The following is a 22,163-nucleotide window of genomic DNA, read 5'->3' on the forward strand; positions in this document are numbered from 1 at the left end:
GAAAAGTTATTTGCCCACAGCAGCCGAGACGCCTCACAATTTTTCGCTTGCGCATATTGGAGTACTCATTATACCAGTTAACCTGTATACGCCAAGCGAACGCCGCTGGCAACAAACCAATAACCAGTTCCCGGTAACGACCATGCACATAAACTTGACCTATCGCATTGAAACAACCGGCAGCATCGAGCAGATGGCAGCCAAGATTGCGAGCGATCAGTCGACCGGCACTTTCGTCTCCGTTCCCGCTGAAACGGAAGAACTGAAGGCGCGCGTTGCAGCACGCGTGCTCGCAATTCATCCACTTGAAGACGCAACCGTGCCTGCATGGCCGGAGCTTGAACCCGGACACGGGCCGATCAAGCGCGCCGATGTCGATATTGCCTTTCCGCTTGATGCGATCGGCACCGACCTTGCTGCGCTGATGACGATTGCCGTTGGCGGTGTTTACTCGATCAGGGGCATGACCGGCATCCGCGTGGTCGATATGAAGCTGCCCGAAGCGTTCAAAAGCGCGCATCCCGGCCCACAATTCGGTATTGCCGGAAGCCGTCGTCTTACCGGCGTAGAAAAGCGCCCGATCATTGGCACCATCGTCAAGCCGGCGCTCGGGCTGCGTCCGCATGAGACAGCAGAACTCGTCGGCGAACTGATAGAATCCGGCGTTGATTTCATCAAGGACGATGAAAAGCTGATGAGCCCGGCCTATTCGCCGCTCAAAGAGCGCATCGCCGCGATCATGCCGCTTATTCTCAATCATGAGCAAAAGACCGGCAAGAAGGTCATGTATGCCTTCGGAATCTCCCATGCCGATCCCGACGAGATGATGCGCAATCATGACATGGTGTTAGAGGCTGGCGGCAATTGCGCCGTGGTCAACATCAACTCTGTCGGCTTTGGCGGCATGAGCTTCCTGCGCAAACGCTCGGGCCTCGTGCTTCACGCTCATCGCAATGGCTGGGACGTTCTGACCCGCAATCCGGGCGCAGGCATGAATTTCCGTGTTTATCAGCAGTTCTGGCGCCTGCTCGGCGTCGATCAGTTCCAGATCAACGGCATCCGCGTAAAATATTGGGAGCCGGACGAAAGCTTCGTCAATTCGTTCAAGGCTATCAGCACGCCGCTGTTCGACCCATCCGACTGCCCTCTTCCTGTGGCCGGTTCCGGCCAGTGGGGCGGGCAGGCCCCTGAAACCTATGAACGCACGGGCCGCACAACGGACCTGCTTTATCTATGCGGCGGCGGCATTGTCAGCCATCCCGGTGGCCCGGCAGCCGGTGTTCGCGCCGTGCAGCAGGCATGGGAAGCAGCAGTCGCGGGTATCCCGCTCGAAGCTCACGCAGCAGACCATCCTGAACTTGCAGCTTCGCTCGCAAAGTTTGGAAAAGGAGGCGAATAATGGCCACCGACCTGCTCCTGTCCTACTATGGCGATGACCTCACGGGCTCGACCGATGTTATGGAAGCACTGGCTTCCAACGGCGTCGATACTGTTTTGTTCATGAATGTGCCGGATGAAAAGCTGCTCGCGCACTTCTCGCATTGCAAGGCTATCGGCCTTGCAGGCACCAGCCGAAGCGAAACACCGGAATGGATGCAGGAAAATCTCACGCCCGTATTCAACTGGCTGAAAAGCCTGAATGCTGCAATTGCCCATTACAAGGTCTGCTCGACATTCGATTCCGCATCGCATGTCGGCAATATCGGCAAGGCCGTGGAAATCGGCAAAGCAATCTTCGATCAGGCCTATGTGCCGTTGGTTGTCGGCGCGCCGCAGCTCAAGCGTTACACATCTTTCGGCAATCTGTTCGCCGCCTATCAGGGCGAAACCTATCGTATCGACCGCCATCCCGTCATGAGCCGTCATCCGGTCACGCCCATGCATGAAGCAGACCTGCGCGTGCATCTGGCTCAGCAGACAGCGCTCAAAACCGTACTTGTTGATCTCGTAGCGCTTTCAGCCGCCAATGCGAATGTGCGTGTAAACGCGATTGTCAAAGATGCTGACGGCATATTGCTCCTCGACGTCGATAGCCATGTAAGCCAGTTGCAGGCAGGCGAACAGCTCTGGCGTTTGCGTTCCCGCGATGGCTGGTTTGTCGCTGGTTCGTCGGGCGTTGAATATGCTCTTCTGGCCGCTTGGGCCAAGGCGGGACTGATCAGCCAGAAAAAAGAGTTTCCACTTCCGGGCAAGATTGACCGCATTGCGGTCGTTTCAGGAAGCGTCTCACCGACGACAGAACGTCAGATTCGTCATGCAACAGCATCAGGCTTTACCGGCATCGATCTTAACCCGCTCGATCTTTTGGGCGAAAGCAGCAATCAGGCAATCGAAACCGCCATTGCTGAAGGCCAGAAGGCGCTCAAGCAAGGCAACAGCGTGATCCTAAACACAGCGCTTGGCCCTTCGGCTGATCGCGGTGCAGAAATCGATAAGATCGCAGGCAGCCGTCACAAGCTGGCGCGTAGCCTCGGCTTCATCCTCCGCAGCCTTGTCGAGCGCGAACAGCTTACCCGCGCAGTCATTGCAGGCGGTGATACTTCCAGCCACGCATTGCGTGAATTGCATGTCGATGCACTCACCACGCTTTTGCCGCTTCCACAAACTCCGGGGTCGCCGCTTTGCACGGTACACGGCGCTCACACCGCCACCAACGGCCTGCAGATTGCCCTCAAGGGCGGCCAGGTCGGTTCTGACGGTTACTTCACCCAAATTCGCGACGGGCTGATCGCCTGAATCTGGAATACTCATTGACTGGTTATACCAGTTGTATTACCGAAAGTCTGGAAGGAAATACAATCATGACAGCTATCGCTTTGTTCGGAGCGGGCGGCAAGATGGGCTACCGTCTGGCCAAGAACCTCCAAGGTTCACGCTTTGACGTACGTCACATCGAAGTCAGCGACGCAGGCAAGGCACGACTGAAGAACGATCTCGGCATCGACACCATCGATGCTGATGGCGGTCTCGAAGGTGCTGAAGTCGTCATTCTGGCTGTGCCGGATACCATCATCGGCAAGGTTGCTGCAGGCATCGTTGACAAGCTGAAGCCAAGTACGATAGTTATTGCGCTCGATGCAGCCGCTCCATTTGCAGGTCACCTGCCAGAGCGCGCAGACCTCACCTATTTCGTGACGCATCCGTGCCATCCGCCGATCTTCAACGACGAAACCGATATGCAGGCAAAGAAGGACCATTTCGGCGGTCTGTTTGCCAAGCAGCATATCGTTTCAGCTCTGATGCAGGGTCCAGAAGAAGCCTATGCGCTTGGTGAAGAAATCGCCAAGGTCATCTGGGCACCAGTCATGCGCTCGCACCGCGTAACCGTCGAGCAGCTCGCAATCCTCGAGCCGGGCCTTTCGGAAACCGTTTGTGCTTCGCTTCTGGTCGTCATGAAGCAGGCCATGGACGAAAGCGTGCGTCGCGGCGTTCCTGAAGAAGCTGCTCGCGACTTCCTGCTCGGCCACATGAATGTTCTCGGCGCCGTCATCTTTGGCGAAGTCCAGGGCGTATTCTCCGATGCCTGCAACAAGGCAATCGAATTCGGTATTCCTGCGCTGATGCGCGACGACTGGAAGAACGTTTTCGAACCGGAAGAAATCGCAGAAAGCATCCGTCGCATTACGTGACGTCACTTGGGAGGGCACAAGCCCTCCCCATTTACCGCCCTTTTGGGAAACGGGGCTTATTGGGAGGTCTACATGAAGTTTACATGCAGGAAAATTACGCGCGGTTTTGCGATTGCTGCCGTCTCAGTCACATTGGCAGGCGGCGTCGTTATGCCCGCATGGGCTGCTGATCTGATCGCGATCATCACGCCGTCGCACGACAATCCATTCTATAAGGCTGAAGCCGTCGGCGCAGAAGCCAAAGCCAAGGAACTTGGCTACGATACGCTGATCCTTCAGCATGACGACGACGCGACCAAGCAGTCGCAGCTCGTCGATACGGCCATCGGTCGTGGCGCAAAGGCTATCATCCTCGATAACGCCGGTTCGGAAGCCTCGATTGCTGCCGTTCAGAAGGCCAAGGACGCGAAGATCCCTTCGTTCCTGATCGACCGTGAAATCAATGCCTCTGGTGTTGCTGTTTCGCAGATCGTTTCGAACAACTATCAGGGCGCACAGCTCGGTGCGGAAGAATTCGTCAAGCTGATGGGTGAAGCCGGCAATTATGTCGAGCTGCTCGGTCGTGAATCCGACCTTAATGCTGGCACTCGCTCGAAGGGCTATCACGACGTTATCGACGAATATCCTGACATGAAGATGGTTGCGCAGCAGTCTGCCAACTGGAGTCAGACTGAAGCCTTCACGAAGATGCAGAGCATTTTGCAGGCAAATCCTGACATCAAGGGCGTGATTTCCGGTAACGACACCATGGCTATGGGTGCATGGGCAGCGCTTGAAGCTGCTGGCCGCAAGGACGTTATCGTTGTCGGCTTCGACGGCTCCAACGATGTCCGCGATTCCATCAAGGCAGGGGGCATCAAAGCAACTGTCCTTCAGCCAGCCTATGCTCAGGCACAGATGGCGGTCGTTCAGGCTGACGAATATATCAAGACCGGTAAGGGTCCTGCTGAAGAAAAGCAGCTGATGGACTGCGTCCTCATCAACCCTGACAACGCAGACAAGCTCGAAACCTTCGCTTTGAAGGATTGAGCAAGCACTGCCTAGCCGGGAGCGCCAATTTAATTTGGGTGTTCCCGGCGCTATTTCCTATATCGAGGATAAATTCATGTCAGTGCTGAAGTCAGCTTCCATTATCCTGCTGGCCTGCGGTGTCGCGCTTTCGGGCTGCAAAATCATCAAGACGCCGACAGCAGAAGAGGCCGCAGAAGCACGCGGCGATAATTTCAATCCCGATCGTTCGGTTGCCGATATCTGGAATTCAAAAGTTAAGCCGTTCTTTGCCGCTAAAACTGCAACGCTCGATGAAGTGATACAGGCAGCTTCCGCAAATGCGGATGCGGCCGGAGCAAAATACGGCCATCGCGAAAAGCAGGGCAATGCCCCCTGGACTTTTGCAGCCAAGCTTGAAGGCACAGTGGTCGCTGCTGAAACAAAGTCACGTGCCGCCTATGTCGATGTTGACAGCAATGGCGATGGCAAGGCCGATGTACGCGTACAGATCGGGCCGACAGTACGCGGCAGCGCAATCCGCGACAGCCTGTCCTTCGTGAACTTCAACGAGTTCCGCAATCAGATTGACTGGGCGCAGTTCGGCAAAGCCTTCAACACCCGCGTCAACGACGACGTACTGTCCAAGTTGCCACGCGAAGATCTGGTTGGCATGAAGGTGAAAGCCGAAGGCGCTTTCCCGTTGCCATCGAAGGGCCAGCCTCCACTTCTGACCCCCGTTTCCATCTCTCTGGAGAAATAAGCCATGGAGACGGAATTGAACCAAAAGGACAATATCGTCCTCAAGCTTGAGGATGTTTCCAAGGTCTATTCGGGCATCGTCGCGGTCAAGCGTGCCAATCTCGAATTGCGCCGCGGCTCGGTCAATGTGCTTGTCGGTGAAAACGGTGCTGGCAAATCCACGCTGATGAAAATCATCGCTGGCGTTGAACGCCCGACCATGGGGAAGATTATTCTCGATGGCGAGGAAGTGTCATTCGACAGTCCTGCCGACGCGCAAAAGCGCGGCATTGCTATGATCTTTCAGGAACTAAACCTGTTTTCAAACATGACGGTGGCAGAGAACATCTTTGCCACACGCGAGATTACACGCGGTTTGCGCGGCATTGATCACAAGGCGCAGGTCGTCAAGTCCAATGAATATCTCGACCGCCTTGACGCAGGTATCAGCGCAAATACGCTTGTCGCCGATCTGCCGATTGGTCAGCAGCAGCTTGTCGAAATCGCAAAGGCAATCTCGATTGATGCGCGCATTGTCATTATGGATGAGCCGACATCCGCACTTTCTGCAGCCGAAGTCGACATTCTTTTCAAGGTGATTGCCGAGCTGAAAAGTCAGGGCGTGGCAATCGTCTATATTTCGCATCGTCTTGAAGAACTGATGCGGGTTGGCGATTATATCACCGTTCTGCGTGATGGAAAAATCACCGGGCAGGAAGAGATCAAGAATATCGATACGCAATGGATTGTGCGTTCGATGATCGGTTCAGATGCCAAGGATTTTGCCAAGCCTGTTACCCACAAGATCGGTGCAGAACGGTTTCGCGCTGAAAACATCACCCTACCCCGCCCAACCGGCGGATTGGCAGTCGATGATGTATCGCTGACCGTGCGCGCAGGTGAAGTTCTGGGCATTTATGGTCTTATGGGTGCCGGGCGCTCCGAGTTTTTCGAATGCGTGATGGGCCAGCATGGGCATTCCACCGGTAATATCTATATTGATGGCGAGCAAGTGAAGGAGCGCGACACCACCCGTCGTATCCGGCGCGGCCTTGCGCTCATACCGGAAGATCGTCAGCGCGAAGGTCTGATTCAAATATTGTCCATTGCCAGCAACCTGACGCTGGCAAGCCTCGACCGTCTGGCGCGTTTTTTCCACATCACGCCAAAGCGTGAAAAACAGGCCATTCAACAGGCGATCAAAGATCTTTCTATCAAGGCACCAAATCCAGAATTCGAGGTCACTTCGATGTCGGGTGGCAATCAGCAAAAGGTCGTCATCGGCAAGGCGCTGATGACCAATCCAAAAATTCTTCTGATGGACGAGCCATCGCGCGGCATCGATGTGGGTGCGAAGGCCGACGTCTTCCGCACCATGCGCAGGCTTGCCGCTGAGGGTCTTTCCATTCTCTTTTCAACCTCTGATCTGGAAGAAGTCATGGCGCTCTCAGATCGCATCGCGGTGCTCAGCAATGGGAAGCTGATTGCCATATTCGACCGCGATAAAGCGACTGATGCCGACATTGTTGCCGCATCGGCCAAGGGCCACGGGCACACACATGACAACGACCACAACAAGCAAACAAGGGAACTCGCGTCATGACAGCCAACACAACGGCGGCGGCCACTGACTCAACCTTCAACAGCGGCTCGGCCCTGCTGACTCTGATGAAACTGAGAACCTTCATCGCGCTTTTCGCGGTGTTCATCTTCTTCTCGTTTGCAGCGCCAAACTTCCTTTCTGCCGCCAACCTGATCCTGATGTCGAAGCACGTTGCGCTTAATGCATTTCTCGCAATGGGCATGACCTTCGTCATCATCACAGGCGGCATCGACCTCTCGGTCGGCTCCATCGTCGGGCTTTGCGGTATGGTTGCCGGTGGCCTGCTGATCTATGGCGTTGACCTTGGCGTCGGCTATACGATCTATTTCAACATCATCGAAATATCGCTGATCACACTGGCCGTTGGTGTCGCCGTTGGCTTCATAAACGGGCTATTGATCACCAAATTGAATGTTGCACCCTTCATCGCGACTCTCGGCACGCTCTATGTGGCACGCGGCCTGGCTCTTCTGTCCTCCGACGGCCAGACCTTCCCGAACCTTGTGGGTCGTGAAGACCTCGGAACGACCGGCTTCGCATTTTTAGGCTCGGGCAGCATTCTCGGTCTTCCGGTTTCGATCTGGATTCTGATCGTTGTGGCCTTGATCGCAGCGTACATTGCGCGATACACGCCGCTTGGCCGTCAGATTTTCGCAGTCGGCGGAAACGAACGTGCAGCACGCATGTCGGGCATCCGTGTCGATCGCGTAAAGATGTTCGTTTATATGTTTTCGGGCTTCTGTGCGGCGATTGCTGGCCTTATCATCTCGTCTGAACTGATGTCGTCGCATCCGGCAACAGGTAACTCGTTTGAGCTTAACGCCATTGCGGCGGCAGTTCTCGGCGGCACCTCGATGTCGGGCGGGCGCGGTACCATTGGCGGTACGATCATCGGTGCATTCGTTATCGGCATTCTCTCCGACGGTCTGGTCATGATGGGCGTTTCGTCCTTCTGGCAGATGGTCATCAAGGGCCTTGTCATCATCATTGCCGTGGTGGTCGATCAGGCACAGCGCCGCCTCCAGCAGCGCGTTACACTCATGCAAATGGCAAAAGCGGGTTAAAAATGGCAGAATTGAATGGCGCTCTGATCGGCTGCGGTTTCTTCGCAATCAACCAGATGCATGCATGGAATGACGTTTCGGGTGCCAAAATCGTGGCAATCTGCGACCGCGATCCTGAGCGGTTGAAAATTGTCGGCGACCAGTTTGGCATCGAACGCCGCTACACGGATGCGCAGGCGCTGTTTGCGGATGGCGGCATTGATTTTGTCGATATCGCCACCACGGTTTCAAGCCACCGTGCGCTGGTGGAACTTGCTGCCGCCCATAAGGTGCCAGCAATCTGTCAGAAGCCCTTTGCCAAGACGCTCGATGATGCAAAGGCCATGGTGAAAGTCTGCGATGAAGCAGGCATTCCGCTCATGGTGCATGAAAACTTCCGCTGGCAGACGCCTATTCAGGCGGTCCGTAAAGCGCTTGACAGCGGCATCATCGGAACACTGTTCTGGGGTCGCTTTTCATTCCGCTCAGGTTTTGATGTTTTCTCCGGCCAGCCTTATCTTGCAGAGGGCGAGCGCTTTATCATCGAAGATCTCGGTATTCACACGCTGGACATTACGCGCTTCATTCTGGGCGATGTCACGAGCCTTGTCGCACGCACAAAGCGCGTTAATCCCAACATCAAGGGCGAAGATGTGGCGGCCATTCTCATGGATCACGAAAATGGCGCTACTTCCATTGTCGACGTCAGCTATGCCACCAAACTCGAAACCGATCCTTTCCCGGAAACGCTCATTGAACTTGATGGCACCGAAGGCTCGATGCGTCTTTATCAGGGCTATCGCCTTGAGGTGATTACACCTTCTGGCACCACAGTTTCCGATGTTTCGCCAAAACTGCTCTCATGGGCTTCGCGTCCATGGCACAATATTCAGGAAAGCGTCTTTGCCATTCAGCAGCATTGGGTCGACAAGCTGGCATCCGGTGAAGAAACGTCGACATCGGGTGCTGATAATCTCAAGACTTTCGCGCTCGTTGAAGCCGCTTATGACAGTGCGGCCAGCGGCAACCGCATCGACATTGAGGCGTTGCTCAAATGAGCAGCGTCAACCCTTTTCTGCTCTTTGGAACGCGCGAAACGGAAGCCAAACCACTTCATCTGAAAGCGGGCCTGCTCGCAGTCGATTTGAGCGATGGCAATCTACGAACCATCAAATATGATGGAGTTGAGGTTCTGCGCGCTGTTTACTATCTCGTGCGGGATCGAGACTGGGGAACCTATAATCCGGAAATCCACAACCTGAACGTCGAAGAAAACAGCGCCGGATTTACTGTCACCTATCAGTCTCGTTGCGAAGGCCCTGATTCAACACAGCTTAATGTCGATGTCCGTATTCAAGCGGAGAGTGGCGGAACGCTCACTTTCGACGCCGTGGCCACTGCCTCGACCGGCTTTGAAACCAACCGTTGCGGCTTCTGCATCCTCCATCCAATCGTCGGCTTAGCAGGTTCGCCGGTGACCGTGGAGCATGTCGATGGGACGCTCAACCAAACCCATTTGCCCCACCTGATTGAGCCATGGCAGCCTTTCAAAGACATGCGTGCTATCATCCATGAGGCCATGCCCGGCGTTTCAGCCGAGTGCCGGATGGAGGGCGATACATTCGAGATGGAAGACCAGCGCAACTGGTCCGATGCATCCTACAAGACCTATGTGCGTCCGCTGGCTTTGCCATGGCCTTACCAGATCGAAGCCGCAAAGCCCCAACATCAGCGCATTGTGCTCAACATTGCCGACACGCGTTTAGCGAAACCGAAAGCCATCCAATATGCTGAGCCGGTGCGCATCACGCTCGGTGACGCAAGTGGAAAAATGCCAAATATCAGCATCATCATTACACCTGAAGAAGCCAAGGCCAGTTTAGCTGCAATAGAGCTGCTTGAGGAAATAACCCCGCAGGATTTGCTATTTCATTACGATCCTCTGGCAGGTCATAACGGATCAGCTTTTGCTGATTTCGCGACCTTGGCTGCGAAACATAAAGGGCGCATCTCGCTTGAAATCGCATTGCCTTGCGAGAAAGCGCTCATTGATGAGACGACCGCAATCGCGTCTGACATGAAAGCGGCTGGCTTTATCCCAGATGCGATCATTGTTTCACCGGCTATAGACCGGCAGTCGACACCGCCCGGCAGCGAATGGCCGCCCTGCCCGCCGCTTGAAGATGTTTATGCGGCAGCAAGAGCAACCTTCCCGGATGTGCGGCTTGGCGGCGGAATGCTGAGTTATTTCACAGAGCTTAATCGCAAGCGCGTTCCCGGCGAGCTTGTTGATTTCGTCACCCATTGCACCAATCCGATTGTCCATGCCGCTGACGACCTGAGCGTCATGCAGACATTGGAGGCACTGCCCTTCATCACCCGTTCGGTGCGAGCGATCTATGGCGACAAGCCCTATCGCATTGGGCCGTCGACTATCCCCATGCGTCAGAATCCCTATGGAAGCAGGACGATGGATAACTCGAATGGCAAACGCATTGCCATGGCCAATCTCGATCCACGCCATAACGGAAAATTCGCGGAAAGCTTCGCGATGGCCTACGCCATATCGGTGCTGAATGCTGACCTCGATAGCCTGTCGCTTTCAGCACTCACAGGTTCTTTCGGCCTACAGGCACAGGAAGGCGAACCAACACCGACAGGTGGGAAACGTCCGCTCTTCAACACAATCAAAACTTTGGCCGAGCTGGCAAGAAGGGAATGGCAGCAGCTTATCTCGTCTCGGCCTGAGCACGTTTTGGCCTTTGCAACCGAGCAGGAATTCTGGCTCGTGAATATCAGGTCGCAGCTTCAAACCGTCAGCATCGCCCAGTTTAAGGAGATTGTCCTCGCTCCCTATTCCGTTCAAAGCTTGAAGCGCTCTCAATTCTAGCCAGGCCGCTGTTGCATTCTGATCAATATTTCTAATCTGAACAATAAATATTTTATGCCCACCAGTAAAAACTGGCGGACATAAAACAATAGAATTTTCAACTATTTAAATCAAATCTGGCGCGTTATGAAGAACCAGATCATTCCCACTCGATGGTGCCCGGCGGCTTCGAGGTCACGTCGTAGACGACGCGATTGATGCCGCGGACTTCATTGATGATGCGCGTGGCCGCATTGCCGAGGAAGTTCATATCGTAGTGGTAGAAGTCCGCCGTCATACCGTCCACGGACGTCACAGCGCGCAGCGCGCAAACGAATTCATAAGTACGGCCATCGCCCATCACGCCGACGGTCTGGACCGGCAGCAGAACGGCGAAAGCCTGCCAGATGGCATCGTAGAGGCCAGCCTTGCGGATTTCGTCGAGATAGATCGCATCGGCTTCACGCAGGATTTCCAGCTTGTCGCGGGTAATGCCGCCTGGGCAGCGGATAGCAAGGCCCGGACCCGGGAACGGGTGACGACCGATGAAGCTGTCCGGCAGTCCGAGTTCCTTGCCGAGCATACGAACTTCGTCCTTGAACAATTCGCGCAGCGGCTCGACGAGCTGCATTTTCATGCGCTCGGGCAGACCGCCTACATTGTGGTGCGACTTGATCGTGACCGAAGGACCACCGGTAAACGAGACGCTTTCGATGACGTCCGGGTAGAGCGTGCCCTGTACAAGGAAATCCGCGCCGCCGAGCTTCTTGGCTTCTTCTTCGAACACTTCAATGAAGAGACGGCCAATCGTCTTGCGTTTCTTTTCCGGATCACTTTCGCCTTCCAGCTCGCCGATGAAGCGATCGGCTGCGTCCACGAGGATCAGCGGAAGGTTATAATGTTCGCGGAACATTTCCACGACCTGCTGCGCTTCGTTTTTGCGCATCAGACCATGATCGACGAGAATGCAGGTCAGTTGGTCGCCAATGGCTTCATGCGCCAGAAGCGCTGCAACAGACGAATCCACGCCGCCGGAAAGAGCGCAGATAACCTTGCCGCTGCCAACCTGCTTGCGGATTGCCTCGACGGCTTGTTCGCGATAGGCGCCCATCGTCCAGCCCGGCTTCACGCCGACGATGCGATGAACGAAATTCTGCAACAGCTTCGCGCCATCCGGCGTATGCACGACTTCCGGGTGGAACTGCACACCGTAATATTTGCGCTTTTCGTCGGCGATGGCCGCGAAAGGCGCATTCGGCGAGGTGCCGATGATGGTAAAACCGTCGGGAAGCGAGGTGACGCGGTCACCATGGCTCATCCAGACCTGATGGCGGGTGCCCTTGGCCCATATGCCGGCGAAAAGCGGGCTGTCTTCCTGCACGTCGAGGAAAGCGCGGCCGAATTCGCGGTCATGGCCACTTTCAACCTTGCCGCCTAGCTGGGCGCACATGGTCTGTTCACCGTAGCAGATGCCGAGGACAGGAATGCCTTCTTCGAAGACCGCCTGCGGCGCGCGCGGCGAGCCGATATCGGTCGTCGAATGCGGGCTGCCCGAGAGGATGACGCCTTTCGGCTTCACCCGCTTGAATGCCTCTTCCGCAGACTGGAACGGGACGATTTCGCAATAGACGTTGGCTTCGCGTACACGTCGCGCAATCAGTTGCGTGACCTGGCTGCCAAAGTCGATGATGAGGATTGTGTCAGGATGTGCCGTGGTGCTCATGTGCAGCATCTATTTAAAAAGTGATCGGGATGCAATGGCTATATGGGGTATAGACGTCATGCTCAACAAGTGCATTATCAAAAAACGGCCTATACTGACACATTGTTGTCAGGAGCAAACAGGAGCCCGTTAGCGATTGCACTCTCTAATCGCTCGACGGCATTTGCCAGCTTCTCATCGATAATATGCAGATATTGAGTCCAGTCGCCTACATGCTGCAATTCGTTTGCACCATCGGATATACCGCGGAGCCCGACAAGCGGAACTCCGGCAAGCTGGCATGCACGCAGACAGGCATATGTTTCCATATCGACCATATCCGCCTCAATTGACGCATAGGCTTTGCCAGAAACGATATTTGCGCCCGTCGAAAGCGATGCGGCGGTGACTCCCGGTACGGATATAGGGAGTTCGATCACCTTGGGCAGATCAAGAAACGGCGTTGTTCCTTTTTCAAATCCAAGTGGCGAGGCATCCATGTCCCGATACGATACCGATGACGCCTGGAACACTTCCGCTTGCGGCAATTTTGCTGAGCCTGCAGAGCCAAGCGAAACCACGAGGTCAGGCTTTTCGTCTGCCTGTACCAAACCTGCAAGAGCATATGCAAGATTGGCGGCTGCTTCGACTGGTCCTACCCCGATCATGAATGGCGTGAAGAGTTTTGCCAGATGGCGCCCATATTCGGCATCGACGGCCATAACGTAAAGCAGGCGCTTTCCGGCGACGATTTTCATCATCCCTGCAGGCCTTTTCTGTCTTGCACGACCATCATCGTTCCGGTCATCGTTGCTATGAGGCGCACCTCCGTGTCGGTAACCGCGAATGCCTGTCCGTCGCTAACCATGATCGTACGGCCAGGTTTGGTGACCTCACCACGAAACAGGAAACGTTCCCCCTTGCCTGGAGCAAGCAGGTTCACTTTGAATTCGATGGTCAGTACTGCCGCATCGGAAGGCATCAGCGTAAGCGCCGCATAGCCGCAGGCAGAATCAAGCGCTGCAGAAATCATACCCGCATGGAGAATGCCGTGCTGTTGGGTCAACTCCTCGCGAAACGGCATCTCAACTTCCACGATACCAGGTTCGCAACGTGTCAGTTCTGCACCAATCAGTTTCATTGCGGCCTGCCGCCCGAAACTTTCCTCGACACGTTCCTTGAAATCCGGTTCCGCTACGCGGTGCGCTGACATCCGGGCCCCCGTTCTATTTTGACCTTTGCAGAATGCTCACATAAAACCCGTCAGTGCCAGTGGACAATGGCGAAAATACAGAGCCGTGAGAAGGGAATACTGGCTTCGCGTCACCGGCATCCGCGACAACTGTATCCCACAAAGTCTTAGGCGCAACTTCCATGAAGTTGGCGTTATCCGCGAGAAACTGTGCAACCTGTCGCGTATTTTCTTCCGCAAAGAGCGAGCAGGTAACATAGGCAAGCCGCCCGCCCTGCTTCACATAATGCTTTGCAGATTCCAGCACTTCCCTCTGGTCCTGAACACGCCGCTCAAGCTGCTGGAGATTCAGTCGCCATTTCGCATCCGGGCGGCGGCGCCATGTGCCGGAACCTGTGCAAGGCGCATCGGTTAGCACGAGGTCCATCTGACCCGTGAGCGGGTCGAGTGCATCAATATTTCCATGCACCTGCGTGTTGCGCACGCCAGCGCGCTGCAATCGCTCATGCATGGGCGAAAGCCGCGCACGTTCCGCGTCATAGGCGTGTATTTGACCGCTATTTTGCATCGCAGCAGCCAATGCCAACGTCTTGCCGCCAGCCCCAGCACAATAGTCAAGCACCTGCTGACCTGGCTTTGCACCAGCAAAAAGCGCGGCAAGCTGCGAGCCCAGATCCTGAACCTCGAACCAACCATCGAGAAAAGCCTGTTCGCCCTGTATATTCGGATGGCGGCCAAGTGCTTCGATCGGCGGAATACGCAGCGCTTGCTGCAATAACGGTGCGGATGCAGCACCAGCCTTTTCAAGCACGGCAAGCGTTTGTTCGGGCTTTGCCTTCAGGCTGTTGACACGCAGATCGACTGGCGGCCGTGTAGCCAACGCTCTGCCTTCTTCCACCCAACGCTCACCGAAAAGCTCCTCGAACGACAACGCGCACCACTCAGGTACATCGGCCTGAATATGAGCGGGAGCTTCATTGATGTCGCGACTTTCCCACGCAATACGACGCGGCTGTTCCAACGTTTCGGGTGCAAATTTGTCGCCATCCAGTACCGCATCGATAGCCGCATTATCCATATCGCCATCGGCCAGCAGAGCGCCGAATGCCAAAGCGCGTGCATCATCGGCGTCCATTCGCCATGCGATGGACAGCTTACGGCGCAGCGCGTCATAGACGATATTACCGATCACAGCGCGATCGCCTGCGCCTGCGAAACGGTGGGAAGCGCCCCAATCCTTCAAAACGTCAGAAGCCGGGCGCGTGCCCGCTTCAATCTCGCCTAAAACCTCGATAGCCGCCTGCAGACGTCCGCCAAGCCGCATTGTGTCTCCTTCTCGAATGCCTGATCGGGCATAGCCTTCATTACAGGGAAAAGGCAATCGGCAAATCAAAACAAAAAGCCGGAGCTGCAAGCTCCGGCTTTCTTTCAAGCTTATGACGACGGATTATTCAGCCGCTGTTGCCTCTTCGTTGGTGGCAATCGTATTGGCTTCGTAGCCATGCGCTGCCTTCAGCGCTTTGCGCACACCGGCTTCGTAATCCGGGTGGATGAGTTTGAAGTGACCTAGCTGACGCTCGACGATGAATCCCGGTACCCCACCCATTGCTGCGGCAATATTAGAAAACAGCCGCTGTTTCTGCCCGTCATCAAACAGATTAAACAGAGCTCGCGGCTGCGAGTAATCGTCATTACCAACACGATGGTCATAACGATCGGCATTGCCGGAGAGACGCAACGGCGGCTCCTTGGCCAACGGCTGCTCGACCGGGCCGTTAAACGAATTCGGCTCGTAATAAGCATCCGGATTGCCGGTCTTGATGCCGCCATAGACATTCATCTGACCATCGCGGTGATAGTGATGAACCGGACACTTCGGCTGATTAACCGGAATGCTTTCATAATGTGTGCCAAGACGGTGACGGTGTGCATCCGCATAAGAGAAGACCCGCGCCTGCAGCATCTTGTCAGGCGAATAGCTGATGCCTGGGACGATATTCGATGGCGAGAAAGCCGCGTTCTCAATCTCAGTGAAGTAGTTTTCTGGATTGCGGTTCAGCTCCATGATGCCGATATCGATCGGCGGATAGTCCGCATGCGGCCAGACCTTGGTGAGATCGAACGGATTGTATGGCGTCTTGTCGGCATCGAGTTCCGGCATGATCTGCACCTGAACCTTCCATTTCGGGAAATCTCCCTTGTCTATGGAGGTGAACAGGTCTTCCTGCGTGGATTCACGCGTACGGCCAATCACATTCTCGGCTTCTGCATTGGTCCAGTGCTTGTGACCTTGCATGGTCTTGAAATGGAACTTGACCCAATAGCGCTCGCCCGCATCGTTCCAGAACGAATAAGTATGAGAACCGTATCCGTTGATGTGACGCACATCGGTCGGTAAACCGCGATCCGACATCAGAATTGTCACCTGATGCAAGCTTTCCGGCGAGAGTGACCAGAAGTCCCACATAGCAGTCGCCGAACGCAGATTTGTCTTGGGATGACGCTTCTGGGTGTGGATGAAATCCGGGAATTTAACCGGATCGCGCACGAAAAACACGGGTGTGTTATTGCCGACCAGATCCCAGTTGCCCTCCTCTGTATAAAACTTGAGAGCGAAGCCGCGTACATCACGCTCGGCATCAGCCGCACCTTGCTCACCGGCAACGGTCGAGAAGCGCGCCAGCATCGGCGTTTTAGCGCCTGGCTGCAGAGCCTTGGCTTTGGTGTATTTCGAAATATCGCCGGTAATGGTCAGTGTACCATGGGCACCCCAGCCCTTGGCGTGGACAGCACGCTCTGGAATGCGTTCGCGGTTCTGATGGCTCAGTTTTTCAATGAGCTGATAATCCTGCATCAAGAGAGGGCCGCGCTCGCCCGCACTCAGGGAATTCTGGTTGTCCGGTATCGGAGCGCCTGCACTCGTCGTCATTGTCGGGCGATCTGCCATGGGAATTCCCTCCTGAAAAAACAAATATTGGAATACGACTAGCCTTGCTAGAAGCATGACACAGTCCGTCCGCGTCATACCGTGGCTAGGTAACGGGTTCAGATTAGACCCATTCCAATCATAATCTCCAATTGCTTTTCCGATTATTCTTGATAAGTTTTTCCTATCATGTTCACTGTACGTCAAATGCGCTATTTCGAAGCGCTTGCCACCACGCTGCATTTCCGCAAAGCCGCGCAACTGGCCCACGTCTCTCAACCCGCGTTATCGGCCCAGATCGCGGAAATGGAAGCCCTTGCAGGCGCACCGCTCTTTGAGCGCTCTCAGCGGCAGGTCATAATGACGGAGCTCGGCAAGCAACTTTATCCGGGTATCCAGACAGTCTTGCGCGAACTTCACGCACTTGAAGAAATAGCTGCGCAAAGCCGGGGATTGCTGCAAACGAGGCTACGGCTAGGCATCATTCCGACCGTCGCGCCTTATCTGGTTCCCGTTCTCATTCCCCTTTTGCGCGAACGGCATCCGTCGTTCCGCCTTCAATTGCGGGAAAGCGTAACCGCAAAACTTCTCGATGAATTACATGCGGGTGAAATCGATGCGATATTGGCCGCTTTGCCGATTGACGACGAACGGCTTGCGCAAAAAAAACTGTTTGATGACCACTTTTTGATCGCGACCTCCACCGATGATCGAACGGTCCTGGCTTCACCTATGACACAGGACAATGTCGCTCTTGACCGTTTGCTCCTGTTGGAAGAAGGACATTGCATGAGGGAGCAGGCATTGGCCGTCTGTTCTCTGCCTCCGCAGCGCCAGCTTGTGAAATATGGCGCCACCAGCATGACCACCCTTTTACAAATGGTAAGCCATGGCATGGGACTGACATTGATTCCAGAGATAGCAGTGCGTGCCGAAACTCGTGGCAATCATATGCGCATCGTCCCTTTTGACGGCGAGCAGCCAAAACGAGAGATTGCACTTTTCTGGCGCCGACAGAGCATGCGCCGCAAGGATTTCCTGGCACTTGGCGATTGCATCACCGAAAGCGCCAGTGGCCTTCTCATCAATCCAAAAGAACTAGAAGCTCTCACAAAATAAAAAGGGCGGCTTGAAGCCGCCCTTTCGTGCATGCACTGAAAACGGATCTTACATACCGCCCGGATAATTCGGGCTTTCCCGTGTGATTGCGACACCATGTGAATGGCTTTCCCGCAAACCGGCATTGGAAATGCGCACGAAGGTTGCCTTCTCGCGGAACTCCGCCAACGTCTTCGCGCCTACATAACCCATGGATGCACGCAGGCCACCAGCGAGCTGGTGCAATACGGCGGAAATTGGACCCTTATAGGCTACCTGTCCTTCAATACCTTCCGGTACAAGTTTCAGTTCGTCCCGCACTTCCGCCTGGAAATAACGGTCGGCCGAACCGCGAGCCATGGCACCAACCGAACCCATACCGCGATAAGCTTTGAATGAACGGCCCTGATGCAGATAGACCTCGCCGGGGCTCTCTTCCGTGCCGGCCAGCAGGGAACCAGCCATCGCCGCAACCGCTCCAGCGGCCAGTGCTTTGGCAAAATCGCCAGAGAACTTGATGCCGCCATCTGCTATCACAGGGATATTCTGCTTCTGTGCAGCCTCTACGGCAGACATAATTGCCGAAAGCTGAGGGACGCCCACACCGGCAACGATACGTGTGGTACAGATCGAGCCCGGTCCGATACCCACCTTGACAGCATCCGCTCCTGCATCGATCAGCGCCCGCGTACCAGCAGTCGTCGCCACATTGCCTGCAAGAATTGCAACATTCGGATAGGCTTTCTTGATACGAGCAACAGCGTCGAGAACACGCTGCGAATGGCCGTGCGCAGTATCCACAACCAGCAGATCGACGCCCGCTTCAATCAGACGCTCCGCACGTTCGTAACCGTCTTCACCGACGCTGGTTGCTGCGGCAGCGCGCAGACGCCCCTGAGCATCCTTGGCGGCATTCGGATTGAGCTGCGACTTTTCGATGTCCTTGACCGTCACGAGACCGACACAACGGCCCTGGTCATCAACGACAAGCAGCTTTTCAATGCGATGAGCGTGCAAGAGACGCTTTGCTTCGTCCTGATTAACGTTCTCGCGAACCGTAATGAGGTTCTCGCGAGTCATTAGTTCGTGGATTTTCTGTTGTGGATCAGAAGCGAAACGGACGTCACGATTGGTCAATATTCCAACAAGCCGTCCGGGGCCTTTGGTTGCATTCTCAACGACCGGAATGCCCGAAATTCCGTGGGCCTTCATCAATGCCTGCGCATCCGCCAATGTGGCGTCTGGCCCGATGGTGACCGGGTTTACAACCATGCCGGATTCGAACTTCTTCACCTGGCGGACTTCTTCGGCCTGACGCTCCGGTGTCAGATTGCGATGAATGACACCAATGCCGCCGGCCTGTGCCATCGCGATGGCCAAGCGGGATTCTGTCACCGTATCCATGGCAGCGGATAGAAGAGGAAGGTTAAGTTCGATATCCTTGGCGATGCGCGTGCGCAGATCAACCTGCCCCGGCATTACTTCTGAATGGCCCGGCTGCAACAGCACATCGTCGAATGTGAGAGCGAGAGCGCCAGTGGACGATTCCACGATTTTAGCCATTGCCAATTCCTTTGCCGATCTGATCGAATGAGAAAAGCCGCCTCTCCGGAATATTTCCGGGAGCAGCGACGTGTCTGGTTTGCTAGGTTGAATTGGCACCGGCTGGTAACACGGTTATGACCAAATGGAAAGCCTTTTACTGACAAGTTTCAGTTACCGATAAGGATTTGCGTGGTAAATCTCTGCGCACGTCGAATTCGGGCAGCAACAGGTTTGCAGGGGCAAAGTGAGAAAATCCTATAAACGCGTTCCGATTATCCGCCGGTCAAAAGCCATGTGGATGTCACCGCACGTATGGAAACCACGGCTGGTCTTCTGGTGCGGCGCTTTGGCCATAGGCCTTATCAGCGTCGAGTTTGCCGAAACTGCTGACATTGTACAGCATTGGTTCAAGACCCTCACGAGTGGAAGCGCCTGGCGCACGTGGCTTCCCCTGCTTATCACCCCTCTTGGGTTTATGGCCTGTTCCTGGGTGGCTCTCTCCTGGTTTCCGAATTCCGGCGGAAGCGGCATCCCGCAGGCAATCGCCGCACGTCACTTACACGATCATGAAGATCGATCCCTGCTGCTTTCGATCAGAACAGCCATCGGTAAAATCGTGCTTACTCTGGTAGGGCTTTTCAGTGGTGCATCTATTGGACGCGAAGGCCCCACCGTGCAGATCGGCGCGTCTATCATGATGCAGTCGGCGCGTTTTGGTGGCATGGAACACGCACGTGGCCTCATTCTCGCAGGCTCGGCTGCCGGCATTGCCGCCGCTTTCAACACACCCCTAGCAGGTGTCGTCTTCGCGATCGAGGAAATGGGGCGTGCCTATGCCGCCCGGACCAACGGCCTCGTACTATCCGCAGTCATTCTGGCTGGCCTTGCATCGCTAGGACTCGTCGGAAACTATAATTATTTCGGCTTGACCACCGCTACTGCCTCAACAGGCAAGGATTGGATTCTGGTTATTGCGTGCGGCGTAATCGGCGGAGCATTCGGAGCTGCATTCAGTGCGCTCGCGCTTGAACTGGGCCGTCGTGTGCGACGCCGCGTTCAAAAAAGCCCGATCCGCAACGCGGTGTTTTTTGCGGGAATTTGCGGCCTTCTGGTTGCAATCATCGGGACTGCCTCTGGAGGGGCAACCTTTGGTGCAGGCTATGATCAGGCCCGAAGCGCGGTCGAAGGGGTGACCCTTCCACCGCTCTACTTCGTCGGGAAATTTTTCGCCGGGCTCCTTTCCATGATATCGGGGATACCAGGTGGCATTTTCGCTCCTTCGCTTTCGGTCGGCGCTGGCCTTGGCAGCACAATCGGTCTTGTTCTTGGAACCAGTGCCAGCCTAGCTGCCGTGCTCGGAATGGCTGGCTATTTTGCTGGCGTCGTTCAGGCGCCAATGACCGCTTTTGTCATCATTCTGGAAATGACCGGCAATCATAACAACGTCATCCCCCTCATGTGTGCATCAATGCTGGGTTATGGCACCGCGCGGCTCATATCAAACGAACCGCTCTATCACGCCCTCTCGCGTGATTATGTGGCTGACGTGCTGCGCCAGCGCCGAGCGCGCGAAAAGAATATGCTCTCTTAACAGAGCAAAAATGGAGGAGAAAACTGTTCATGGATCGCAGAACATTTGCCAAGTCGCTTGCAGGAGTTGGAGCAATGCCCTTTGTCATCAGTGCCGCATCGGCAGCTACCAAGGGAGGAACGAGCATGTTGGAACTTATGGGTGGAAGCATCACGGACGTGCCCGGAATCAAACTAGGGCACCATACTCTGACAAAACGTCCAACCGGCTGCACCGTTCTTCTTTGCGAAGAAGGCGCTGCTGCAGGCGTCGATGTGCGCGGCTCTGCTCCTGGTACACGCGAAACAGATCTGCTCGATCCGATCAATTATGTCCAACAGGTTCAGGCTATCCTGCTTTCCGGTGGCAGCGCCTACGGTCTGGCGGCTGCGACTGGCGTGATGCGTTATCTTGAAGAAAACAATCTTGGCTTCAAGATCGGCAAAGGCGTCGTTCCAATTGTACCGGCTGCAATCCTGATGGACCTCGGCGTTGGCGATTTTTCTGTGCGTCCCGATGAGGAGGCTGGGTATTTGGCATGCAAAGCCGCCAAGGCAGAAGCTTCCGGGGAAGGTAATATCGGCGCAGGTGCAGGAGCAACCGTCGGCAAGATGTTCGGCATGGACTACGCCATGAAGGGCGGGCTTGGTACAGCCAGTTATAAGGTGCCAGGAACTGAAATTGTGGTGGGTGCTATTGTTGCCGTCAATGCCGTCGGGGATGTCTACGCGCCGAACTCGCGCCAGATCCTGGCAGGTGCTCGGGCAGAAGACGGCAAAAGCTTCCGCGATACGATGTCTGCCATTATGCAGGGCCACGGGGTGGTCAAGTCCGGCGGTGCCAACACGACGATCGGCGCAATAGCGACCAATGTTCCGTTCGACAAGGCTCAACTCAAAAAGATCGCTGGCATGGCACATGACGGCTTTGCGCGCACGATCAATCCGATCCACACAATGTGGGATGGCGACACGATATTCGCACTTTCGACTGGCAAGGCAAAAGGTGTTGAAGCCGATGTGACGGCAATTGGAGCGATTGCCGCAACCGTTATGGCAGAAGCTGTGGCACGCGCAGTTATCAATGCTGACAGCCTTCAGGATTTGAATTTGCCAGCATATAAGGATTACGCCCCACAATAAGGTGATTATCTGCTGACAATATCATGTATCTCGGTGGTGCCCGTGAATGCACGTAAGGCAATCTGAGCTAACGGTAGAAGCATGTTCTTTACAGAAGCGAATCCTTCTATAGTCCG

General features: G+C 55.2%; 18 protein-coding genes. 12 read left to right on the top strand and 6 right to left on the bottom strand.

What is annotated here, in order from left to right; translation table 11 throughout:
• Positions 1-142: 142 nt before the first annotated feature.
• The 9 genes from oiaX to apnL all read left to right on the top strand — a co-directional run bounded on the left by oiaX (position 143) and on the right by apnL (position 10,893).
• Positions 143-1,399: a 3-oxo-isoapionate-4-phosphate decarboxylase OiaX gene (gene oiaX / locus ACYSN1_RS12345; RefSeq protein ID WP_461725953.1), complete on the top strand. Its 1,257-nt coding sequence runs from the start codon at positions 143-145 to the stop codon at positions 1,397-1,399.
• Positions 1,399-2,736, top strand: coding sequence for a four-carbon acid sugar kinase family protein (locus ACYSN1_RS12350; protein WP_461725954.1), 1,338 nt, complete (start codon positions 1,399-1,401; stop codon positions 2,734-2,736). The genes oiaX and ACYSN1_RS12350 overlap by 1 nt, the downstream gene beginning before the upstream one ends.
• A gap of 65 nt (positions 2,737-2,801) precedes the next feature.
• A complete protein-coding gene (locus ACYSN1_RS12355) occupies positions 2,802-3,629 on the top strand; it encodes a phosphogluconate dehydrogenase C-terminal domain-containing protein (protein ID WP_461725955.1) in 828 nt (275 codons plus the stop codon).
• A gap of 72 nt (positions 3,630-3,701) precedes the next feature.
• Entirely contained in the window at positions 3,702-4,658 is a 957-nt protein-coding gene (locus ACYSN1_RS12360; protein WP_461725956.1) for a substrate-binding domain-containing protein, read from the top strand.
• Positions 4,659-4,734: 76 nt separating this feature from the next.
• The gene (locus ACYSN1_RS12365) at positions 4,735-5,379 is read left to right on the top strand and encodes a DUF2291 family protein (RefSeq protein WP_461725957.1); all 645 of its coding nucleotides are present in this window, start codon (positions 4,735-4,737) and stop codon (positions 5,377-5,379) included.
• A gap of 3 nt (positions 5,380-5,382) precedes the next feature.
• Entirely contained in the window at positions 5,383-6,960 is a 1,578-nt protein-coding gene (locus ACYSN1_RS12370; protein WP_461725958.1) for a sugar ABC transporter ATP-binding protein, read from the top strand.
• Positions 6,957-8,024 (top strand): ABC transporter permease, encoded by a 1,068-nt coding sequence (locus ACYSN1_RS12375; protein WP_461725959.1) that lies wholly within the window; start codon positions 6,957-6,959, stop codon positions 8,022-8,024. Before ACYSN1_RS12370 ends, ACYSN1_RS12375 begins: the two co-directional genes overlap by 4 nt.
• A gap of 2 nt (positions 8,025-8,026) precedes the next feature.
• Complete coding sequence (locus tag ACYSN1_RS12380) at positions 8,027-9,061, top strand: Gfo/Idh/MocA family protein (RefSeq protein ID WP_461725960.1); 1,035 nt, start codon at positions 8,027-8,029, stop codon at positions 9,059-9,061.
• Positions 9,058-10,893: a D-apionate lactonase gene (gene apnL, locus ACYSN1_RS12385; RefSeq protein WP_461725961.1), complete on the top strand. Its 1,836-nt coding sequence runs from the start codon at positions 9,058-9,060 to the stop codon at positions 10,891-10,893. The genes ACYSN1_RS12380 and apnL overlap by 4 nt, the downstream gene beginning before the upstream one ends.
• A 139-nt stretch (positions 10,894-11,032) precedes the next feature.
• Here apnL and guaA read toward each other — a convergent pair whose 3' ends face one another.
• The 5 genes from guaA to katA form a co-directional block, all read right to left on the bottom strand.
• A complete protein-coding gene (gene guaA / locus ACYSN1_RS12390; protein ID WP_461725962.1) occupies positions 11,033-12,595 on the bottom strand; it encodes a glutamine-hydrolyzing GMP synthase in 1,563 nt (520 codons plus the stop codon).
• Positions 12,596-12,684: 89 nt separating this feature from the next.
• Positions 12,685-13,335, bottom strand: a complete 651-nt coding sequence (locus ACYSN1_RS12395; protein WP_461725963.1) for a 5'-methylthioadenosine/S-adenosylhomocysteine nucleosidase — start codon at positions 13,333-13,335, stop codon at positions 12,685-12,687.
• Positions 13,332-13,787: a PaaI family thioesterase gene (locus ACYSN1_RS12400; protein ID WP_010661020.1), complete on the bottom strand. Its 456-nt coding sequence runs from the start codon at positions 13,785-13,787 to the stop codon at positions 13,332-13,334. The genes ACYSN1_RS12395 and ACYSN1_RS12400 overlap by 4 nt, the downstream gene beginning before the upstream one ends.
• A 13-nt stretch (positions 13,788-13,800) precedes the next feature.
• Positions 13,801-15,090 carry an RsmB/NOP family class I SAM-dependent RNA methyltransferase gene (locus tag ACYSN1_RS12405; RefSeq protein ID WP_461725964.1) on the bottom strand — a complete coding sequence of 430 codons (1,290 nt, stop codon included), beginning with the start codon at positions 15,088-15,090 and terminating at the stop codon, positions 13,801-13,803.
• 123 nt (positions 15,091-15,213) lie between these two features.
• Complete coding sequence (gene katA, locus ACYSN1_RS12410; RefSeq protein WP_461725965.1) at positions 15,214-16,713, bottom strand: catalase KatA; 1,500 nt, start codon at positions 16,711-16,713, stop codon at positions 15,214-15,216.
• A 168-nt stretch (positions 16,714-16,881) separates the two neighbouring features.
• Here katA and ACYSN1_RS12415 point away from each other — a divergent pair, with 168 nt between their 5' ends.
• Positions 16,882-17,811 carry a hydrogen peroxide-inducible genes activator gene (locus ACYSN1_RS12415; RefSeq protein WP_140022670.1) on the top strand — a complete coding sequence of 310 codons (930 nt, stop codon included), beginning with the start codon at positions 16,882-16,884 and terminating at the stop codon, positions 17,809-17,811.
• A gap of 48 nt (positions 17,812-17,859) precedes the next feature.
• Here the strand turns inward: ACYSN1_RS12415 and guaB are convergent, their stop codons facing one another.
• Complete coding sequence (guaB, locus tag ACYSN1_RS12420) at positions 17,860-19,353, bottom strand: IMP dehydrogenase (protein ID WP_461725966.1); 1,494 nt, start codon at positions 19,351-19,353, stop codon at positions 17,860-17,862.
• Between the two features lie 226 nt (positions 19,354-19,579).
• On the opposite strand from guaB, the gene ACYSN1_RS12425 reads away from it, so the two are divergent.
• Positions 19,580-20,926 carry a chloride channel protein gene (locus ACYSN1_RS12425; protein WP_461725967.1) on the top strand — a complete coding sequence of 449 codons (1,347 nt, stop codon included), beginning with the start codon at positions 19,580-19,582 and terminating at the stop codon, positions 20,924-20,926.
• Positions 20,927-20,955: 29 nt separating this feature from the next.
• Complete coding sequence (locus ACYSN1_RS12430; protein WP_461725968.1) at positions 20,956-22,047, top strand: P1 family peptidase; 1,092 nt, start codon at positions 20,956-20,958, stop codon at positions 22,045-22,047.
• The last annotated feature ends 116 nt before the right edge of the window (positions 22,048-22,163 follow it).

This window comes from Brucella sp. LJL56 (assembly GCF_054871705.1).

Bases quoted from the DNA above. Each gene is read 5' to 3' on its own strand.
- oiaX (WP_461725953.1), top strand. From the start codon at position 143: ATGCACATAAACTTGACCTATCGCATTGAAACAACCGGCAGCATCGAG.
- ACYSN1_RS12350 (WP_461725954.1), top strand. From the start codon at position 1,399: ATGGCCACCGACCTGCTCCTGTCCTACTATGGCGATGACCTCACGGGC.
- ACYSN1_RS12355 (WP_461725955.1), top strand. From the start codon at position 2,802: ATGACAGCTATCGCTTTGTTCGGAGCGGGCGGCAAGATGGGCTACCGT.
- ACYSN1_RS12360 (WP_461725956.1), top strand. From the start codon at position 3,702: ATGAAGTTTACATGCAGGAAAATTACGCGCGGTTTTGCGATTGCTGCC.
- ACYSN1_RS12365 (WP_461725957.1), top strand. From the start codon at position 4,735: ATGTCAGTGCTGAAGTCAGCTTCCATTATCCTGCTGGCCTGCGGTGTC.
- ACYSN1_RS12370 (WP_461725958.1), top strand. From the start codon at position 5,383: ATGGAGACGGAATTGAACCAAAAGGACAATATCGTCCTCAAGCTTGAG.
- ACYSN1_RS12375 (WP_461725959.1), top strand. From the start codon at position 6,957: ATGACAGCCAACACAACGGCGGCGGCCACTGACTCAACCTTCAACAGC.
- ACYSN1_RS12380 (WP_461725960.1), top strand. From the start codon at position 8,027: ATGGCAGAATTGAATGGCGCTCTGATCGGCTGCGGTTTCTTCGCAATC.
- apnL (WP_461725961.1), top strand. From the start codon at position 9,058: ATGAGCAGCGTCAACCCTTTTCTGCTCTTTGGAACGCGCGAAACGGAA.
- guaA (WP_461725962.1), bottom strand. From the start codon at position 12,595: ATGAGCACCACGGCACATCCTGACACAATCCTCATCATCGACTTTGGC.
- ACYSN1_RS12395 (WP_461725963.1), bottom strand. From the start codon at position 13,335: ATGATGAAAATCGTCGCCGGAAAGCGCCTGCTTTACGTTATGGCCGTC.
- ACYSN1_RS12400 (WP_010661020.1), bottom strand. From the start codon at position 13,787: ATGTCAGCGCACCGCGTAGCGGAACCGGATTTCAAGGAACGTGTCGAG.
- ACYSN1_RS12405 (WP_461725964.1), bottom strand. From the start codon at position 15,090: ATGCGGCTTGGCGGACGTCTGCAGGCGGCTATCGAGGTTTTAGGCGAG.
- katA (WP_461725965.1), bottom strand. From the start codon at position 16,713: ATGGCAGATCGCCCGACAATGACGACGAGTGCAGGCGCTCCGATACCG.
- ACYSN1_RS12415 (WP_140022670.1), top strand. From the start codon at position 16,882: ATGTTCACTGTACGTCAAATGCGCTATTTCGAAGCGCTTGCCACCACG.
- guaB (WP_461725966.1), bottom strand. From the start codon at position 19,353: ATGGCTAAAATCGTGGAATCGTCCACTGGCGCTCTCGCTCTCACATTC.
- ACYSN1_RS12430 (WP_461725968.1), top strand. From the start codon at position 20,956: ATGGATCGCAGAACATTTGCCAAGTCGCTTGCAGGAGTTGGAGCAATG.